Annotated in this window: 15 protein-coding genes, 1 tRNA gene and 3 pseudogenes; 7 read left to right on the top strand and 12 right to left on the bottom strand. The window is 37.6% G+C overall.

Features of this window, described 5'->3' with window-relative positions; genetic code table 11:
• The first annotated feature begins 6 nt into the window (after positions 1–6).
• From E3C75_RS10565 to E3C75_RS10580, 4 genes are all read left to right on the top strand, one after another.
• Positions 7–564 carry an Asp23/Gls24 family envelope stress response protein gene (locus E3C75_RS10565; RefSeq protein ID WP_084829243.1) on the top strand — a complete coding sequence of 186 codons (558 nt, stop codon included), beginning with the start codon at positions 7–9 and terminating at the stop codon, positions 562–564.
• Positions 565–649: 85 nt separating this feature from the next.
• The gene (locus tag E3C75_RS10570; RefSeq protein WP_084829244.1) at positions 650–853 is read left to right on the top strand and encodes a CsbD family protein; all 204 of its coding nucleotides are present in this window, start codon (positions 650–652) and stop codon (positions 851–853) included.
• Positions 854–1524: 671 nt separating this feature from the next.
• Positions 1525–2742, top strand: coding sequence for a dicarboxylate/amino acid:cation symporter (locus tag E3C75_RS10575; RefSeq protein ID WP_084829245.1), 1218 nt, complete (start codon positions 1525–1527; stop codon positions 2740–2742).
• Positions 2743–2761: 19 nt separating this feature from the next.
• On the top strand, positions 2762–3691 hold the full coding sequence (locus E3C75_RS10580) for an ATP-grasp domain-containing protein (protein WP_084829246.1): 930 nt from the start codon (positions 2762–2764) through the stop codon (positions 3689–3691).
• A gap of 102 nt (positions 3692–3793) precedes the next feature.
• Here the strand turns inward: E3C75_RS10580 and E3C75_RS10585 are convergent.
• Positions 3794–5018, bottom strand: a pseudogene (locus E3C75_RS10585) (IS256 family transposase).
• Positions 5019–5107: 89 nt separating this feature from the next.
• Positions 5108–5370 (bottom strand): annotated as a pseudogene (locus E3C75_RS11910) (hypothetical protein); the annotation flags it as partial.
• A 335-nt stretch (positions 5371–5705) separates the two neighbouring features.
• On the opposite strand from E3C75_RS11910, the gene E3C75_RS10595 reads away from it, so the two are divergent.
• Positions 5706–6005, top strand: a complete 300-nt coding sequence (locus E3C75_RS10595) for a YbaB/EbfC family nucleoid-associated protein (protein ID WP_002884818.1) — start codon at positions 5706–5708, stop codon at positions 6003–6005.
• Positions 6006–6198: 193 nt separating this feature from the next.
• On the opposite strand, the pseudogene E3C75_RS10600 reads toward E3C75_RS10595, so the two are convergent.
• From E3C75_RS10600 to E3C75_RS10615, 4 genes and pseudogenes are all read right to left on the bottom strand, one after another.
• Positions 6199–6453 (bottom strand): annotated as a pseudogene (locus tag E3C75_RS10600) (IS3 family transposase); the annotation flags it as partial.
• Positions 6454–6558: 105 nt separating this feature from the next.
• Positions 6559–7287 carry a MerR family transcriptional regulator gene (locus tag E3C75_RS10605; protein ID WP_100262677.1) on the bottom strand — a complete coding sequence of 243 codons (729 nt, stop codon included), beginning with the start codon at positions 7285–7287 and terminating at the stop codon, positions 6559–6561.
• 174 nt (positions 7288–7461) lie between these two features.
• A complete protein-coding gene (locus E3C75_RS10610) occupies positions 7462–8052 on the bottom strand; it encodes a 3'-5' exonuclease (RefSeq protein ID WP_100262678.1) in 591 nt (196 codons plus the stop codon).
• Positions 8053–8101: 49 nt separating this feature from the next.
• Positions 8102–8638 carry a DUF536 domain-containing protein gene (locus tag E3C75_RS10615; protein ID WP_002951646.1) on the bottom strand — a complete coding sequence of 179 codons (537 nt, stop codon included), beginning with the start codon at positions 8636–8638 and terminating at the stop codon, positions 8102–8104.
• Positions 8639–9141: 503 nt separating this feature from the next.
• Between E3C75_RS10615 and E3C75_RS10620 the strand changes: the two genes are divergently transcribed.
• Positions 9142–9501 (top strand): metal-sulfur cluster assembly factor, encoded by a 360-nt coding sequence (locus E3C75_RS10620; RefSeq protein WP_014727662.1) that lies wholly within the window; start codon positions 9142–9144, stop codon positions 9499–9501.
• 147 nt (positions 9502–9648) lie between these two features.
• On the opposite strand, the gene ilvD is transcribed toward E3C75_RS10620, so the two are convergent.
• Complete coding sequence (gene ilvD, locus E3C75_RS10625) at positions 9649–11367, bottom strand: dihydroxy-acid dehydratase (protein ID WP_023909890.1); 1719 nt, start codon at positions 11365–11367, stop codon at positions 9649–9651.
• 112 nt (positions 11368–11479) lie between these two features.
• Here ilvD and aao point away from each other — a divergent pair, with 112 nt between their 5' ends.
• The gene (gene aao / locus E3C75_RS10630) at positions 11480–12661 is read left to right on the top strand and encodes an aminoacetone oxidase (protein WP_111679681.1); all 1182 of its coding nucleotides are present in this window, start codon (positions 11480–11482) and stop codon (positions 12659–12661) included.
• Between the two features lie 74 nt (positions 12662–12735).
• On the opposite strand, the gene E3C75_RS10635 is transcribed toward aao, so the two are convergent.
• From E3C75_RS10635 to E3C75_RS10655, 5 genes are all read right to left on the bottom strand, one after another.
• Positions 12736–12822: transfer RNA gene (locus E3C75_RS10635), tRNA-Ser, on the bottom strand.
• A 59-nt stretch (positions 12823–12881) separates the two neighbouring features.
• Positions 12882–13523, bottom strand: coding sequence for a tRNA (guanosine(46)-N7)-methyltransferase TrmB (gene trmB, locus E3C75_RS10640; protein ID WP_046206494.1), 642 nt, complete (start codon positions 13521–13523; stop codon positions 12882–12884).
• 9 nt (positions 13524–13532) lie between these two features.
• Positions 13533–14324, bottom strand: a complete 792-nt coding sequence (gene ccrZ, locus E3C75_RS10645; RefSeq protein WP_002951667.1) for a cell cycle regulator CcrZ — start codon at positions 14322–14324, stop codon at positions 13533–13535.
• Positions 14325–14381: 57 nt separating this feature from the next.
• Positions 14382–15416: an ABC transporter permease gene (locus E3C75_RS10650; protein ID WP_372450197.1), complete on the bottom strand. Its 1035-nt coding sequence runs from the start codon at positions 15414–15416 to the stop codon at positions 14382–14384.
• On the bottom strand, positions 15416–16147 hold the full coding sequence (locus E3C75_RS10655; RefSeq protein WP_084829044.1) for an ABC transporter ATP-binding protein: 732 nt from the start codon (positions 16145–16147) through the stop codon (positions 15416–15418). Before E3C75_RS10655 ends, E3C75_RS10650 begins: the two co-directional genes overlap by 1 nt.
• Between the last annotated feature and the right edge of the window lie 28 nt (positions 16148–16175).

Genomic DNA, 16175 nt, shown 5'->3' on the forward strand with positions numbered 1-16175 from the left:
ATTTATATGTCAAATGTAGAAAAAAAAGTAGAAGAAGTAAAAGGCGAATTGACCTACGAAGATAAAGTCATTCAAAAAATTATTGGTCTTTCTTTAGAAAATATTCCAGGTTTGCTGGCCATTAATGGTGGATTTCTCTCAAACCTAACTGAAAAACTTATCAATACTGAAAACGTTGCAAGCGGAGTCAATGTTGAAGTAGGTAAAAAGCAAGTTGCTGTTGATTTGAACGTAATTGTTGAATATCAAACGAATGTTCCTGAACTATACAAGAAAATCAAAGAGGTTGTTGTTTCAGAAATTTCTAAGATGACTAATTTGGAAGTGGTTGAAGTTAATGTAGATGTTGTTGATATCAAGACTAAAGAGCAACATGAAGCAGACTCAGTAAGCCTACAAGATCGAGTAACTGGAGCTGTTGAATCAACAAGTGAATTTGCTTCCGATAAGTTTGAAAACGCAAAACAGGGATTGGGTGATGGCCTCTCAGCTGCAAAGGAAAAAGTTAAAGGAGTTGCCGAAGATACCAAAGAAACTGCTAAAGCAGAACCAAGAGTTCACTAAATTCTTTTATGCCTAAAAAAATTTAAATGAATTGTTTAAAAACGTTCATTTTCAATAATCTGATTTTCCAATGGAGGGTAACACTATGTCAGTAGAAGAAAAACTTAATCAAGCTAAAGGCGCTATTAAAGAAGGTGTCGGAAAAGTAACTGATGATAAAAAAACTGAAAAAGAAGGAGCTGCTGAAAAAGTAGTTTCAAAAGTTAAAGAAGTTTCCGAAGATGCCAAAGATGCTGTTAAAGGAGCAATTGAAGATGTTAAAAATATGGTTAAAAAGGACGATAAATAATTCTAAAATCGGTTGATTTTTTACTTAAAATATGGGATTACTCTACAAGAAATTTAAGGTTGTTGTACTCCTAACTACTCACTTTTAAAACAACACCAAAAACTATGACAAATCCTTAACATTACGATATTAATCAGGTGAAAAATCAGCTTTCTTTAGATTACTTTGAGATCCTTTCTAACCTCATATGTATATTCCTTCTGATAGTAATAGCGCTCTAGCTTCTGTAGTTTTGTTTAAACTATAGAAGCTAGAGTGCTTTTTATATTATTTTTAAAAAAACAAAAGTACAGATTTTACTATACCTCAGAATGAGGTTAAGTAAGCATTCAATACGAATCAATACATAGGACTTCTAATTTCTGCATCTGAACCATTTTTAAAATAAAATAAAAACTTTGAACTTTTCATACTTATACCCTTTTTACAAGCTACTATTAATATTTCAATTTAATTATCGTCTATGTTACCATAATTTTATTATCAAACACTTAAGAAACAGTTGACGATTACAGATAATGGTCTATAAATATTTGCTGATCATATACATTCACATGAATAACAATTTTTTAGATATTGTCATACGATTTTCTAATAGGTGTGATAAAAAATATATATTAGACATTTCATTCTAGCCTATATATAATTATTGGTAATAGAAAGGAGTAATAATGAATAATTATTATAATAAATACAAATCTTCCATTGGGTTACAGATGATAAGTGCAGTTATTATTGGTACAATCTTTGGTTCTCTACTTCCTCAATTTTCTAGTATATATCAATTTCTGGGGAAAGCTTTTATATCATTGGTCAGTATGGTAATCTTACCATTGGTATTTCCAGTCATTGTCCTCTCTGTTGCTGAAATACTTAATAAAGAATCATTAGGAAAACTAATTTTGAAAAGTATCCTATATTTTTTTATCATTACTACAATTATTACTGGAATATTCGTAACTGGTTCTTATCTATTAAAATTTGGTCAAGGAATTGATATTGGTCAACAAAAGACATCATTAAATGACCTTACTAACAACACTAACTTAAACGACTTCTTACTTGGAATCATACCTGCAAATATATTCAAGTCATTATCACAAGGTTCTCTCCTTCCAGTTGTAGTTTTTGCAATTTTCCTTGGCTTTGGAATCGGTAGTTTAGAAAATAGGAAAAATTCAATTTTTATCAACGCTTTACATGTATGGGTTGATGCTATATACAAGATAGTTGAGCTAATTATTAAGTGGGTGGCCCCTTTCGGAGTCTTCGGATTCATTGCAAGCGATGTCGCTACTACAGGGTTTGAAAAATTAATTAGTTTAGGCGAATTTGTAATTGGTACTTATGTTGCTTATAGCATTTTAGCTTTGTTTTTTTACCCATTACTTGCATATATTTTTGAATTAAACTATTTTCAATTAATAAAAAGTATATGGAATCTTTTACTACTTGCATTTATCTCAGGGAGTTCGAGTGTAGTCCTTCCTGAACTTCTTAAAAGATTAAAAAATAACGGATCTGACGAGAATATTACTGACTTAGTTGTTCCCCTAGGCTATACTTTTAATTTGCAGGGAGCTGCTGTATACTTTTCAATTGCCACAATTTATATTGTTAATGTATACAATATAAATCTGTCGACTTCTCAGATAATCTATACCATTTTTATACTCTCGCTTATCGGAAAAACTGCAGCAACTGTTCCTTCTGGCGCAATTGTAGTTCTACTTGCTTCAGCAACAATGTTAGGACTTCCTAAAGAAGGTGTTGCATTAATCTTTGCAGTTGACTTTTTTGTCAATGCTGGCAGAACAGCTTTGAATGTCCTTGGACAAGGAATGACAGTTTTAATTATTGAGAAATTGAATAAAAAATATTTATTTTAAAGTTTTAAAGGAGAACAAAATGGAAACTTCAAAAGTTTATATAATACATGAAAATTTAGAATGGACTCAACATTTAGTAAATTGGTTGGAACATTATGAAATTCCATATGAACTATGGGATCTATCTAGCGGATATTTAAATCTTCAAGAAGAACCTCCTAAAGGAATATTTTATAATAGGATGTCCGCATCTTCACATACAAGAAATCACCGCTATGCTCCAGAATACACTGAACAGGTTATTTCTTGGTTAGAATTCCATAATAGAAAAGTTATAAATAGTATCGATGCAATCAATTTTGAAGTTAGTAAAGTTAAACAGTATCTAAAGCTAAATGAAGTTGGAATTACAACCCCAAAAACAATTGCTGTCCTTGGTTCAAAAAACATAATTGAAGCAGCAAGAAAATTAAATATTTATCCTTTAATTACTAAACATAATAGAGCTGGTAAAGGATTAGGTGTCAAACTATTTAATAATGAAGAAGAATTAAATAACTATGTTACAGGACCTCTTTTCGAACCTTCAATTGATGGCATTACTTTATTACAAGAATATGTAAAACCTAAAGACGGTAGAATTAGAAGATCTGAATTTATTAATCAAAAATTTCTATATACAGTATCAATTGACTCATCTGATGGTTTCCAACTTTGTCCTGCGGATGAATGTAATATTGGAAGTCGCTCCGAACAGTTAGAAACATCAAATAAATTCGAAATAACTGACCCACTTCCTCTCGAACGTCAGAATATGTTCGAAAAATTTTTGAATTCAGCAAAAATTGATGTGGCAGCAATTGAGTGGATAGAATCTGAAAACGGAAAAATCTATGTATACGATGTGAATACTAATACAAATTATAATCCCGAAGCTGAAAAACGTGCTAATCTTTTTGCCCATGAACATCTTGCACTCTATTTACAAGATTTACTAAAAACATTATAGTACTTTTTATAACTTATGGCTGAATCTCTTTAATTATTTAATTTAATAAAATGAGATACTGTCAATAATTATGTGTAAACACTCAAGTAGAGTTGAAGAATGTTAATCAAATAAGCTTTCAAGTGTGTCAGCACATTGGCCAAACCCTTTATGGATGCGTTGATTTTGCTTGAAATTATAATCTTCAAACAGGGTAACTAAATAACGTTCCAGAGCCTCCTCGTTAGGAAAAAGAACCTTCTTTTTCGTTTGACGTTTGATTTCTTTGTTAAGAGACTCAATGAGGTTTGTCGAATAAATGCTATGCCAAATCTGGTAGGGAAACTGATAAAAAGTTAAAAGATTATCCGTATTCTCCAGACTTTCCATGACTTTCCTATACTTTGGTTTCCATTCGGCGATAAAGTTCTCTAAAATTTGCACTACCATTTCTAAATTTTCAGCACGATAAATCGTTTTAAATTGCTCCAGAATAACCGCTCTATCTGCTCGTTTCACTTTACTAGCTAGATTTCGACTAATATGAATTAAGCAACGTTGTTGTTTAGCTAATGGGTAAGCCTGATTGATAATCTCTTCAAGCCCCTTGAAGCCATCGGTCACTACAAGAGAAACCTGTTGGATTCCTTGGTTTTGAAGCTTGTCTAACAGGGTGGACCAAGAAGCATTGTTTTCATTTGGAGCGATTTCATATCCAAGAACAGCCTTCTGTCCTTCTGGTGTAATGCCAAGTGCGATATGAATACATTCTTTACTAACGGTTCCACGTCTTAAGGGAAGATAGGTTCCGTCAAGAAATAAAACAGAGTAATTGGCTTCTAAGCTTCGCTCATGAAAAGTAGCGACATTCTCCTGAGTTGCTTTTGAGATATTAGAAATTGTGGCAGGACTATAGTGATGACCATACATTCGCTCGATGATATCACTAATTTCTCGAGTCGTTACACCGGTTTGATAGAGTTTGATAACCATCTCTTCCAAGTGGTCATCTCGACGTCCATAAGCGGGAAGCAAAGCTGGACTAAAGTTCCCATTACGATCTCTAGGAATACTCAACTGAACAGTCCCATATTTGGTTTCGAATTTCCGTGCATAGCTTCCGTTACGACTATTCCCAGAATTATAGCCTAATTTTCCGTGCATAGCTTCCGTTACGACTATTCCCAGAATTATAGCCTAATTTATCGTAAGGTTCATACCCTAAAAAGGCTGATAACTCTGCTTGAAGCAGATCATTCATTGCTGTTTCAAGAGAAGTACGGAAAAATTCATCAATATCTTGCTTTTGGGCTAGGAAGTTAAGTAGTTCTGTGGTAAACTGAGTCATAGGAATAAATCTCTTTCTAGTAATGTTTTGCAACTCTACTATAACGGATTTATTCCTTTTTTGTGTTTACACAACTTATTTTACACTACCGATTTTGTTAGAAAAGATTTACTTTTAGTATTTATAATATCGTTTGTTCCATCATCATATATAATATTGTCGATTTTAGGAGTATAAATCCACCCCACATTCTTTACCAACATAACTAAATCCGTTTCTGTCCCCTCCTTATGAGGGATATGCTGAGCATAATAAACAGAGTTAAATTTTAAATTACAATAAGTATAGAGACTCATACACAAGACTATAAGCAGTCCGACATCCCTAAAATATTTCTTTTTTGCATTGTCATCTTCTCTCTCCTTTTCTATCTCCAATTACATGTTGACTAGGTTAACAATTAAGCATTGTACACTATTCATAACAAGTCTTAAAACTTCAAGGATTTGTGGATTCTGTAATTGCTTCTACAGCTTTTTTAACAAAGCCTCGTGATACCATCGTTGTAAACAAACTTAACTCTCTTATAATTACGGATTCTCTTTGACCCTCTCTCACTTTGTCATTCAAACTAAACATGGTATAATAGTTGAGGTATCGACTGTCTCTTCTATTAGGAAAAATAAGGCATCAAAAAGTAACAAGAAGGGGCTAAACCCTTTATATGAAAGGAATCTAGAAATTATTATGATGAACATGCAAAACATGATGAAGCAAGCACAAAAGCTTCAGAAACAAATGGAAAAAAGTCAAGCTGAATTGGCTGCTACAACTTTCACTGGAAAATCAGCCCAAGACTTGGTCGTTGCTGAATTAACTGGTGACAAAAAAGTGGTTAACATCACTTTTGCTGATGCTGTTGTGGATCCTGATGATGTGGAAACACTTCAAGATATGACTGTTCAAGCCCTTAACGATGCTCTTGGACAAATCGACGAAGCTACTAAAAAATCAATGGGTGCCTTTGCAGGCAAATTGCCATTCTAAACAATAAAAAGGAATCTCACGATTCCTTTATCTATATACTCATTTAGCAACTCAGCCATAATATACAACAAGAGAGATACTGCACCCCAATAATGGGACAAGAGAAAAACTCTCATGCGACCAGTTTTCTTATACTCTTCAATTAGCTTGATAAAACTTACTTTGTCGATTCTCTTACCAAGCTCTGATACTTTTTTAGTAAATCTACCTGCAAACGTAACTGTTCAACTTCAGATAACTGCTTCATCCCTTTACCATAAGTATATTGGTTCCCCACGGGTTGGTGGAAACGGTATAATTCATCATTCTGATACCATCGCCACCAGGTCTTCACCTGACTAGCATTTTTGACACCGAGGGCATCCATGATAACTTTATTTGACTTATCTACTTTCTTCATTTCGATACAGGCTAGCTTAGTTTCTACTGAATATGCTTTTTTGACCATAACAAAACACTCCTGTTTCTAGTTTACCAGAATTCAACAAGAGTGTTTTCTTGTGTCTCATTTTATGGGTGCAGTGCCAGTCCAAGCGTTTTTATGTTCGAAAACTCATTTTGTTTGACTTTTGGCCAACTCCAGACAGTAGGCCTTCATATGACAATGAGGGCAAGTCAGTTTACGAGTCCTTGGTGTATGACTTGCAAGAGCAAACTCTTTAAAACTAGGACCAAAGATCTTATGACAGTTAGGACAGAGGTATTCAAACTGCTTTCTATAGTGAAACACCACTAAATTTATGGCTATTAAAAATGCAGGGCAGACAATAAACAAACCTCTAGGATACTTAAAATAATAAATAACTATCAGTAGACCTATCAGATAAAGAAGGGAGGTTAGAACGACACTCCCATACATTCTCAACTGCAAATGACGCCATGATTTTTGATTTTCCATAAGACGTGAAATGTCTGACAAATCGTCCAGTGAAAGTTGACGCCACTTAGCAGTTGCTTTTTGCAAGTGACGGGCACGTTTTAGTTTGACCTCTATTTCCTTCGAAGACTTTTCCAAACTCTCGATTTGGTCTGTCAACAAAAGCTCTAAAACCTGTTCCCTATTCTCCTCTTGCAAGAGTTTCTTGATTTGTTTGATTGAGAAGTCCAAATCTCTTAAGAAACAAATAACTTGCAGGCGTTCCAAGTCTGATTCGTGATAGATTCTCCGACCACCTTCTGTGACTTCAGATGGCGTCAAAATACCTCGTTGATCATAGTACTGAACAGTCCTGACAGACACTTCTGCTGCTTTAGCCAACTCTCCTGTTGAAAACGTCGACATCTCAGTCACCACCTTTTAAGATTTTCTATCAAAAGAGGACATCTGCCACCCTTGATACCTAGATTCTACCTTATAACGCAAGGTAATATGCAAGCCCTAACCCTAGAGGATTTTCTTTTCTTACAGAAAAAGTTAGCTATCACTCTTTACACCCTTTACAGCTTCTGTAAAGTCCTAGTCGAAAAGGCCACCCAAACCTAAGGCAGCAAAAGGATTGTTACTGACTTCTTCCTGTTGCTCCAAAAGTTTGGTATTCTCATCTAATTCGAGAAACTCCTCGTAAATCTGTGCAGTCATACGAGCATCCTCCAAACTGTTATGACCATGTCCCTTAATTCCAAAGAAATCTGCCACACTAGTCAACTTAAGGTTAAGAATACCATTCAAATCAGAAGCACGACGGTCAAAAGCCTCGTCAAAAACATCTAAAGCATATTGCTCTTCCAAGTTTAAACCATTTTCAGCTAGAATAGGCAAATCTGATTTAAGTGCATTATAACCGATAAGTGGTGTATTACCAATAAATGCCTTAAACTCTGCCAAAACCGACTCTAACTTTGGAGCCTTGGCAATCTTATCTGCTGTAATCCCTGTTAAACCATTGATAAAGGACTGCAAAGGAACATTCGAATAGACAAAAGAATCAAACTGGTCCACTTCCTTGTGCTGTCCCATTTTAACCGCCGACACTTGGATGATATGGCTAACGCCATCCACCGTATTAAACTCCAAATCAAAGGCAATATATGTTTCTAAATTTTCCATCTTAATCTCCTACAATAGTTAAAGCTGAGACCGAGTCTCAGCTTCTTTTTTATTTTCCAAATAGACGTCCAAAGAAACCTTTTTTAGCAGTTTCTTCTTGTTTAATCTGGATTTTTTCCACTTGAGCCTTGGCTTCGTCAATCTCTACCTTAGCTTCATCAAGCTCCAATTTAAGCTCTTCTTTGTCCTTCATAGCAGTCAAGGTCAATTGCTGCTGCTGATCAATTTGCTTGTCTTTTTCAGCAATTTGCACGTCTTTGACACGCAATTGATTGTCCATGTTTGACAACTGCTCATCCTTGGCCTTCAACTGAGCATAGAGACGAGCAATCTCAGAGTTTTTCTCGTCTACAAGAATCTCTAACAACTCACGTTGTTTTGTTTCTTCATCAATTGGCTCATCTTCAAATATGGTTTTCTTGTAGATTTCCTCCAACTTAATCAAGCCACTACGCTTAACGACAGTAACTCCTTTAGCATTTTTTTCAGTATCTTCTTCTGGAAGTTGTTTGACACGATTATTGACTGCTTGACGACTAACGCCAAGGATTTCAGCAATCTCGCTGACGGTCATTTCAATACTCATAATAGCCTCATTTCCTCTTGAAATTTCTTACTATGAGAATATCATAATCACACCTGTCTGTCAATTTGACAAGTCATTCAGGACATTTGAAGAATTACTTACGAATCTATTTTTCCTTTCATTTTTCAAACAGTTTAGATAGGAAGGCAGGCTTTTGATAAACTATTTTTGGGTATAAATATGTTATATAAGGAAAATCTTTGGCTTAACTGATTGGTACTTCCATAGTAAGTGTAGTTGCTACCGAATCTGCCTATTCAGGAATGGTGGACAATTCTGCATGGTTTGGGATTTTCATTCTTGCTCCAATTATTGACAGTGTTCACGTAACTCTCGTTACAAAACTGCTTATTATAGAGGCACATTAGCTTCAACGGTCTTACTGTTGGATTTTTTTTGTTGCCAATCCAAAGCCCACTATAGCCTCATATTACCAAACCGGATTGAAAAAAGCCCTAAATTATGCCATAATAAACAAAAGCAAAATAGAAAGAACGAGTCCTATGAAAAACTTCCGTAATGATATCAAAATCAATGATTTGGCCCAGCCCTTCTTAGAGCAAATTATTGAACAAATGACTACTGTATTCGACCCTGAAATTGAGCTAGATATCTACAATCTTGGTTTGATTTATGAAATCAACATTGATGAAAATGGTTACTGCTACTTCCTTATGACCTTTACCGATACTGGCTGTGGCTGTGAAGAGACCATGCCATATGAAATCGCTGAAAAACTAAAAGCAATTGATGGCATTAATTCTGTCAAAGTAGAAACCACTTACTCACCAGTCTGGAAGATGACCCGTATTAGTCGTTATGGCCGTATTGCCCTAGGTATCTCACCTCGGGGCGGAAAATAAAACCAAAACCGATTGGACTTTTCCAATCGGTTTTTTATTAAGAAGACAGTGGATAGACATTACTAACTCACACAAAACCCTAAAACTTAGAATCATAAAAATCACATCGCACAAATATACGATGTGATTTTGTTTTATAGTATGTGATTAAGCTTTACCTGATTTATCCATATTCCAGAAGTCAGTAACCGCACCACGTGATGCTGATGAAACGATGTGAGCATACTTACCGAGGACACCACGGCTATAAAGTGGTGGTAACTCAGTTTCTGCTTTACGTTTCGCCAACTCTTCGTCTGGTACATGCATAGTGATTTCTTTGGTATCCTGGTCAACTGTAACCATATCACCTGTACGGAGGTAGGCAATCGGTCCACCAACTTGAGCTTCAGGAGCAATATGACCTACAACAAGTCCGTAAGTACCACCTGAGAAACGTCCATCAGTCAAGAGGGCAACCTTGTCTCCTTGTCCTTTACCAACAATCATTGATGACAATGACAACATTTCTGGCATACCAGGACCACCCTTAGGACCTACAAAACGTACAACAACTACATCGCCGTCAACGATTTCGTCAGAAAGAACTGCCTCGATGGCATCTTCTTCTGAGTCAAATACTTTAGCAGGACCAGTAATGTTACGCACTTTAACACCTGATACTTTGGCAACAGCACCTTCTGGGGCCAAGTTACCTTTCAAGATAATCAATGGACCATCGGCACGTTTAGGATTTTCAAGTGGCATGATAACTTTTTGACCTGGTGTCAAATCATCGAAAGCTTCCAAATTTTCTGCAACAGTCTTACCAGTACACGTGATACGATCACCGTGAAGAAAACCATTCTTAAGAAGATATTTCATAACGGCTGGCACACCACCAACATTGTAAAGGTCTTGGAAGACATATTGACCTGAAGGCTTCAAGTCAGCCAAGTGAGGCACGCGCTCTTGGAAATCGTTGAAGTCTTCAAGCGTTAAATCAACGTTAGCCGCATGAGCGATAGCAAGCAAGTGAAGAGTGGCATTTGTTGAACCGCCAAGCGCCATTGTAACTGTGATGGCATCTTCAAAGGCTTCACGTGTCAAGATATCTGATGGCTTAAGTCCCATTTCTAGCATTTTTACAACTGCACGACCTGCTTCTTCGATATCAGTCTTCTTCTCAGCTGATTCTGCAGGGTGAGATGATGATCCTGGAAGGCTCATCCCCATAACCTCAATTGCTGTTGCCATTGTGTTAGCAGTATACATACCACCACAACCACCAGGGCCAGGGCAGGCATTACATTCAAGATTTTTAACCTCTTCGGCAGTCATATCTCCGTGGTTCCATTTACCGATACCTTCGAAAACAGAAACCAAGTCGATATCCTTACCGTTAAGATTACCCGGTGCAATCGTACCACCGTAAGCAAAAATAGCTGGAATATCCATGTTGGCAATAGCAATCATTGAACCTGGCATGTTCTTATCACAGCCACCAATAGCAACAAAGGCATCGACATTGTGACCACCCATAGCAGCTTCGATTGAGTCAGCAATAATATCACGAGATGTCAATGAGAAACGCATCCCTGGTGTCCCCATGGCAATACCATCTGCAACGGTAATTGTACCAAATTGAACTGGCCAAGCACCCGCATCTTTGACACCCTCTTTGGCAATTTGACCAAAACCGTGCAAGTGGATATTACATGGCGTGTTCTCAGCCCAAGTTGAGATAACCCCAACAATAGGCTTTTCAAAACTATCATCCGTCATCCCAGTCGCACGAAGCATAGCACGGTTAGGTGATTTAACCATGCTATCGTAGACAGAAGAACGGTGTTTCATGTTATTTTCAGACACGATATTTTCCTCCATAGTTAGTAACCATTCTAATTTAAAATTGTACTCCTATTTTAACATAAATTGTCTAAAAAATCTGACCATTTACCAACTATTTTCTCTTTTTAAATTATGCTAAAATAAAACTATGGAATATTTTGATACTATCGTTATTGGTGGGGGACCTGCTGGCATGATGGCGACCATCGCCTCAGCCTTTTATGGCCAACAAACCCTTCTGATTGAAAAAAATAAACGTCTCGGTAAGAAACTAGCTGGTACTGGTGGTGGACGTTGTAACGTCACTAACAATGGAACTCTGGACGATCTCTTAGCAGGTATTCCAGGTAATGGACGTTTCCTCTATAGCGTCTTTTCTCAATTTGATAATCACGATATTATTGCTTTTTTCGAGGACAATGGTGTCAAACTCAAGGTTGAGGACCACGGTCGTGTTTTCCCTAAGACAGATAAATCACGTACTATTATCCAAGCTCTGGAAAATAAAATCCAAGAACTAGGTGATACTATTCTCACTAATACGGAAGTTGTCTCTGTCAAAAAAGTCGATGAACAATTTCAAGTTAAGTCTGCAGACCAGATTTTTACTAGTGATAAACTCATCGTCACAACTGGGGGAAAATCTTATCCATCAACAGGTTCAACTGGTTTTGGTCACGATATCGCCCGACATTTCAAACTCCATGTTACTGATCTTGAAGCTGCAGAAAGTCCACTCCTAACCGACTTTCCACATAAGGCTTTACAGGGAATTTCTCTTGACGATGTCACGCTATCTTATGGAAAACACAAGATTACTCATGACCTTCTTTTCACTCATTTTGGCCTATCTGGACCGGCTGCCCTACGTTTATCTAGCTTTGTCAAAGGCGGTGAAATAGCTCATCTAGATTTTCTTCCTAACCAATGCCAAGAAAATCTCAAGACCTACTTTGAGGAAAATCGCGAGAAATCTGTTAAAAACACTCTCAAAGGTCTAGTGCCTGAGCGTGTCGCTGAATTTCTAGCAGGAGATAAGGCGGATAGCAAAATTAAACAACTCCATCCCAAAGATTTGGAAAATCTTATCAGTCAACTCAAGGGGATGGAAATTCCAATTACGGGCAAAATGTCACTTGCCAAATCCTTTGTAACCAAAGGTGGCGTAGACCTCAAGGAGATTAATCCTAAAACCCTAGAAAGTAAAAAAGTCCCTCACCTACATTTTGCAGGAGAGGTACTTGATATCAATGCCCACACCGGTGGCTTTAATATTACAAGCGCCCTCTGTACTGGTTGGGTAGCAGGAATTCAGAGCCCTTGGGACTAACGAAATTTTTCGAATAACTCTACCCAAAAAGTGTCCCTTCTATTCTGGAAGGGACACTTTGTCTATTTCTGAAAAGGAGAGGAGGGGATTCGAACCCCCGAGCCCCGTTAAGGACTACACGCTTTCCAAGCGTGCGCACTCGGCCTCTATGCGACCTCTCCATATCAAACGATTAACCCATTACTGACTAATCGTTCATTTTAATTAGAATTTTCAAGATTTAATCTTTAAACTGAGCCTCTACTCGGTAGATAGCTTGACCTTTTTCTGAAAACTTTCGCTCGTACTCAGTCATAACGTTGCCCTCATAATCACTTGCATGAAGATCCAACCACACTTTGTTAAGAATCATTCCATACTGTGAGAAACTCGTCAAACTGTATTCGAAAAATCCTCGATTGTCTGTCTTAAAGTGAATCTCTCCATTTTTAGGCAAAATTTGCTTATAAGTATCTAGGAAAGTCTTGTAGGTCAAACGACGTTTCTCGTGACGGCTCTTGGGCCATGGATCTGAGAAGTTGAGATACATCATGTCCACTTCACCATCTTCAAAATAGTTGGTCAAAGCAGATCCATCCACACGCAAGAGTTTGACATTTTCAGCACCTGAGGCCAAGACCTTGTCCAAGGCATAACTCAAAACAGATAACTGGATATCAATACCAATGTAGTTGATATCAGGATTTTGTTGGGCCATTCCAGTAATGAAGGCTCCCTTACCAGACCCCACCTCAATATGGATAGGATTGTCATTGCCAAAAATCTGGTGCCACTTACCTTTAGCAGCTTCTGGCTCAAGGATAACATACTGAGGATGGTTAGCTAGGTGTTCCTCTGCACCTTTACGTTTTCTAACTCGCATGTTTACTTTCTAATATCTGTGCAAGGTCTCTCTGAACTTACGCAGCTCATAAATTTCTCGATTGGCATGTTCCAAATCACGGTTATCAAAGAATTTGGAAATTTGTGTCAAATATGAAAATTGTCCATACCAGTAAATCTTATCCAAAACAAGGTCATTGTTCTTGTAACCATAATAAGACAACCACTGTGGCCAGTGAGCCAAAGGAATGTAATGGCTAAGAATCTGTGCTACATCATACATACGGTCAGTTAGACGTACAGAATCCCAATCAACCAAATAAATCAATCCTGAGGTTGTAATAACAAAGTTACTATGACGCGCATCGCCATGAACAATGGTCGCAATCTCTGCACGAAACTCTGGAAGATGACGTTTCAAATCTCTAACAACATCTTGAAGGAAACTATTCTCACGCAATTGATAGGCAGCATTTTCCTCCCACTCGTGTAGAAGATCAAAAGGATTTTCAATATGATAATCCAACTGCAAGAGCTGATTAACCAAGTGTTTAGAGCGGTGCAGATTACCAAGAATTTGGATAATCTGTTTACTGTTCATGTCATGTTTGGTCAAAATACGACCATCAAGCCACTCCTGTGCACTCATCATATCACCATTTCCCAGACGCTTAGCCCACAGGAGCTGGGGCGCAATCTGTTCCTTGGCAAGAGCTGCCAAGATTGGTGTTGTATTCATCTTCACAAAGACACGGTCTCCGTTTGGATAAGTCCCCATATAGGCCTTACCACTATTTCCTTTGAGAGGAGTCAGGCTCAAATCTTTATCTGTTGATGTCACCTAGGCATCTCCTTTTTCTTTAGTCTTTTGCTTCTATTCTAACTTATTTAATAGGTATTAGTCAATCATCTTCTTAAGCTTGGCTGGTAGGTAAACAAGGCTCAAAACTAGCATAACTCCAACCAAAATCAGGCTAAATTTAAGGTCAAAGAGACAAAGAGCCTGAATCAGTGTCATTACAAGGACAATTTGATTAATCAAGCGCTTAAGATTGCTCACCTGCATGTCTTTTCCAATTGGCATAAGGTTGGCCATCCTTTGGTAAGCAAAGTGCGATTTAAGCACTGTGAGCTGGAAGAGTAAGAGATAGTCAAAAACAACCACAAGTACCATAGCCAGCCATTTTTCAGGAACCAAAAAAATAACCAAAAGTGTTAAAGCAAAAAGGCGTAGGCTAAGGGCAAAGTAATCTCCTGAACGTAAGAAGGCTCTTAGGTACAGGTTGTACCACGTATGTTTCTTGTCTTTCTTTGTACGCTTGAGAATGCCATCCAAATAGCCACGGCGTTTAACACTCGATGTAATTCCCTTAACATTGGTAAAAAGTGAGAAAAACTTCAAGATTGATTGTTGTCGTTTATTCTCCGCTGCAATAGCATCAGTCCAATTCAACCCAGACTGCTTATAAAAAGGTTGTGCTTTCTTTTGGAAAATAAAATACTTAAGAATAGCCATAGCCACGGCTATAAGGACAACTCCCCAAACTGGAAGACCCAAGGCCAGAAAGAGTGGGACGACCAAGATAAAAATCAAGGTCTGGATGAGTACCCAAAATCTAAAAGCACGCCCTGTCGCCTTCTTAATATGGTCTAGCACCTCTTCTTCCTTAACTAAGAGGTAGTGCTTGTCTGCAGGCTCTAAATAGGTGGCAATATTGCCCCAAAAAGGCAGTAAAAAACAAAGCACAAGTAAGCCAAGAATGATGGCCCATGGATTCTTTGGAAAATGTCGGAGCAACTGGCTATACTGAACCAAGACAAAACCCAGCAAAAAAAGAAGAACCAGGATAAAGTGGTCATTAAAGACGTAGCGACTATACTTAGCACAACGGGTGGTGAATCGTCTGCTACGCTCCTTAAAAAGCTCAGCTATCATGACAATTCTCCCTTAGTCAACTGCATATAGATATCGTTAAGACTAGCACTACTGTCACCAAAGGTCTGACGAAGCTCATCAATCGTCCCCTGTGCCAAGACCTGTCCATGGTGCAAAATCACAAAACGATCACACATCTTCTCAGCTGAATCCAAAACGTGAGTCGACATGAGAATAGACTTGCCATTGGCTTTTTCCTCAGCCAGAAGCTCAATCAAATCAGAAATCGCCAAGGGATCCAATCCCAAAAAGGGCTCATCAACAATGAAAAGACTTGGGTTGACAATAAAGGCGCAGATAATCATGACCTTCTGCTTCATCCCTTTTGAAAACTGAGTCGGGAACCAGTCCAACTTTTCATCTAAGCGAAAAAGTTTGAGGTACTTGTCTGCATGTGCCATTCCTTCTGTAACATCAAGGCCATATGCCATAAGCACAGTTTCCAAATGTTCACGAAGCGTCAATTCTTCATAAAGACTTGGCGTTTCAGGAATGTAGCCAATCTTTTGACGGTAGCTAGCCGAATCTTGCTGTATGCTCAAACCATCAATAACAATCTGTCCCCCGTAGGGTGTCAAGAGACCAATAATCTCGTTAATTGTTGTTGATTTTCCGGCACCATTGAGACCAATAAGGCCAACTAATTCACCATCAGCCACCTCAAAAGTGACATCTTTTAGGACGGGAATATTGGCATAACCACCCGTCACCTTTTCTAATTTAAGCATTATCTTTTCTCTCTTTGGTATGATATAA

The organism is Streptococcus thermophilus, assembly GCF_010120595.1.
Taxonomy (GTDB): Bacteria; Bacillota; Bacilli; order Lactobacillales; family Streptococcaceae; genus Streptococcus; species Streptococcus thermophilus.

Excerpts from the sequence above, each read along its gene's own strand:
- E3C75_RS10565 (WP_084829243.1), top strand. The coding sequence starts at position 7 with ATGTCAAATGTAGAAAAAAAAGTAGAAGAAGTAAAAGGCGAATTGACC.
- E3C75_RS10570 (WP_084829244.1), top strand. The coding sequence starts at position 650 with ATGTCAGTAGAAGAAAAACTTAATCAAGCTAAAGGCGCTATTAAAGAA.
- E3C75_RS10575 (WP_084829245.1), top strand. The coding sequence starts at position 1,525 with ATGAATAATTATTATAATAAATACAAATCTTCCATTGGGTTACAGATG.
- E3C75_RS10580 (WP_084829246.1), top strand. The coding sequence starts at position 2,762 with ATGGAAACTTCAAAAGTTTATATAATACATGAAAATTTAGAATGGACT.
- E3C75_RS10595 (WP_002884818.1), top strand. The coding sequence starts at position 5,706 with ATGATGAACATGCAAAACATGATGAAGCAAGCACAAAAGCTTCAGAAA.
- E3C75_RS10605 (WP_100262677.1), bottom strand. The coding sequence starts at position 7,287 with ATGTCGACGTTTTCAACAGGAGAGTTGGCTAAAGCAGCAGAAGTGTCT.
- E3C75_RS10610 (WP_100262678.1), bottom strand. The coding sequence starts at position 8,052 with ATGGAAAATTTAGAAACATATATTGCCTTTGATTTGGAGTTTAATACG.
- E3C75_RS10615 (WP_002951646.1), bottom strand. The coding sequence starts at position 8,638 with ATGAGTATTGAAATGACCGTCAGCGAGATTGCTGAAATCCTTGGCGTT.
- E3C75_RS10620 (WP_014727662.1), top strand. The coding sequence starts at position 9,142 with ATGAAAAACTTCCGTAATGATATCAAAATCAATGATTTGGCCCAGCCC.
- ilvD (WP_023909890.1), bottom strand. The coding sequence starts at position 11,367 with ATGGAGGAAAATATCGTGTCTGAAAATAACATGAAACACCGTTCTTCT.
- aao (WP_111679681.1), top strand. The coding sequence starts at position 11,480 with ATGGAATATTTTGATACTATCGTTATTGGTGGGGGACCTGCTGGCATG.
- trmB (WP_046206494.1), bottom strand. The coding sequence starts at position 13,523 with ATGCGAGTTAGAAAACGTAAAGGTGCAGAGGAACACCTAGCTAACCAT.
- E3C75_RS10655 (WP_084829044.1), bottom strand. The coding sequence starts at position 16,147 with ATGCTTAAATTAGAAAAGGTGACGGGTGGTTATGCCAATATTCCCGTC.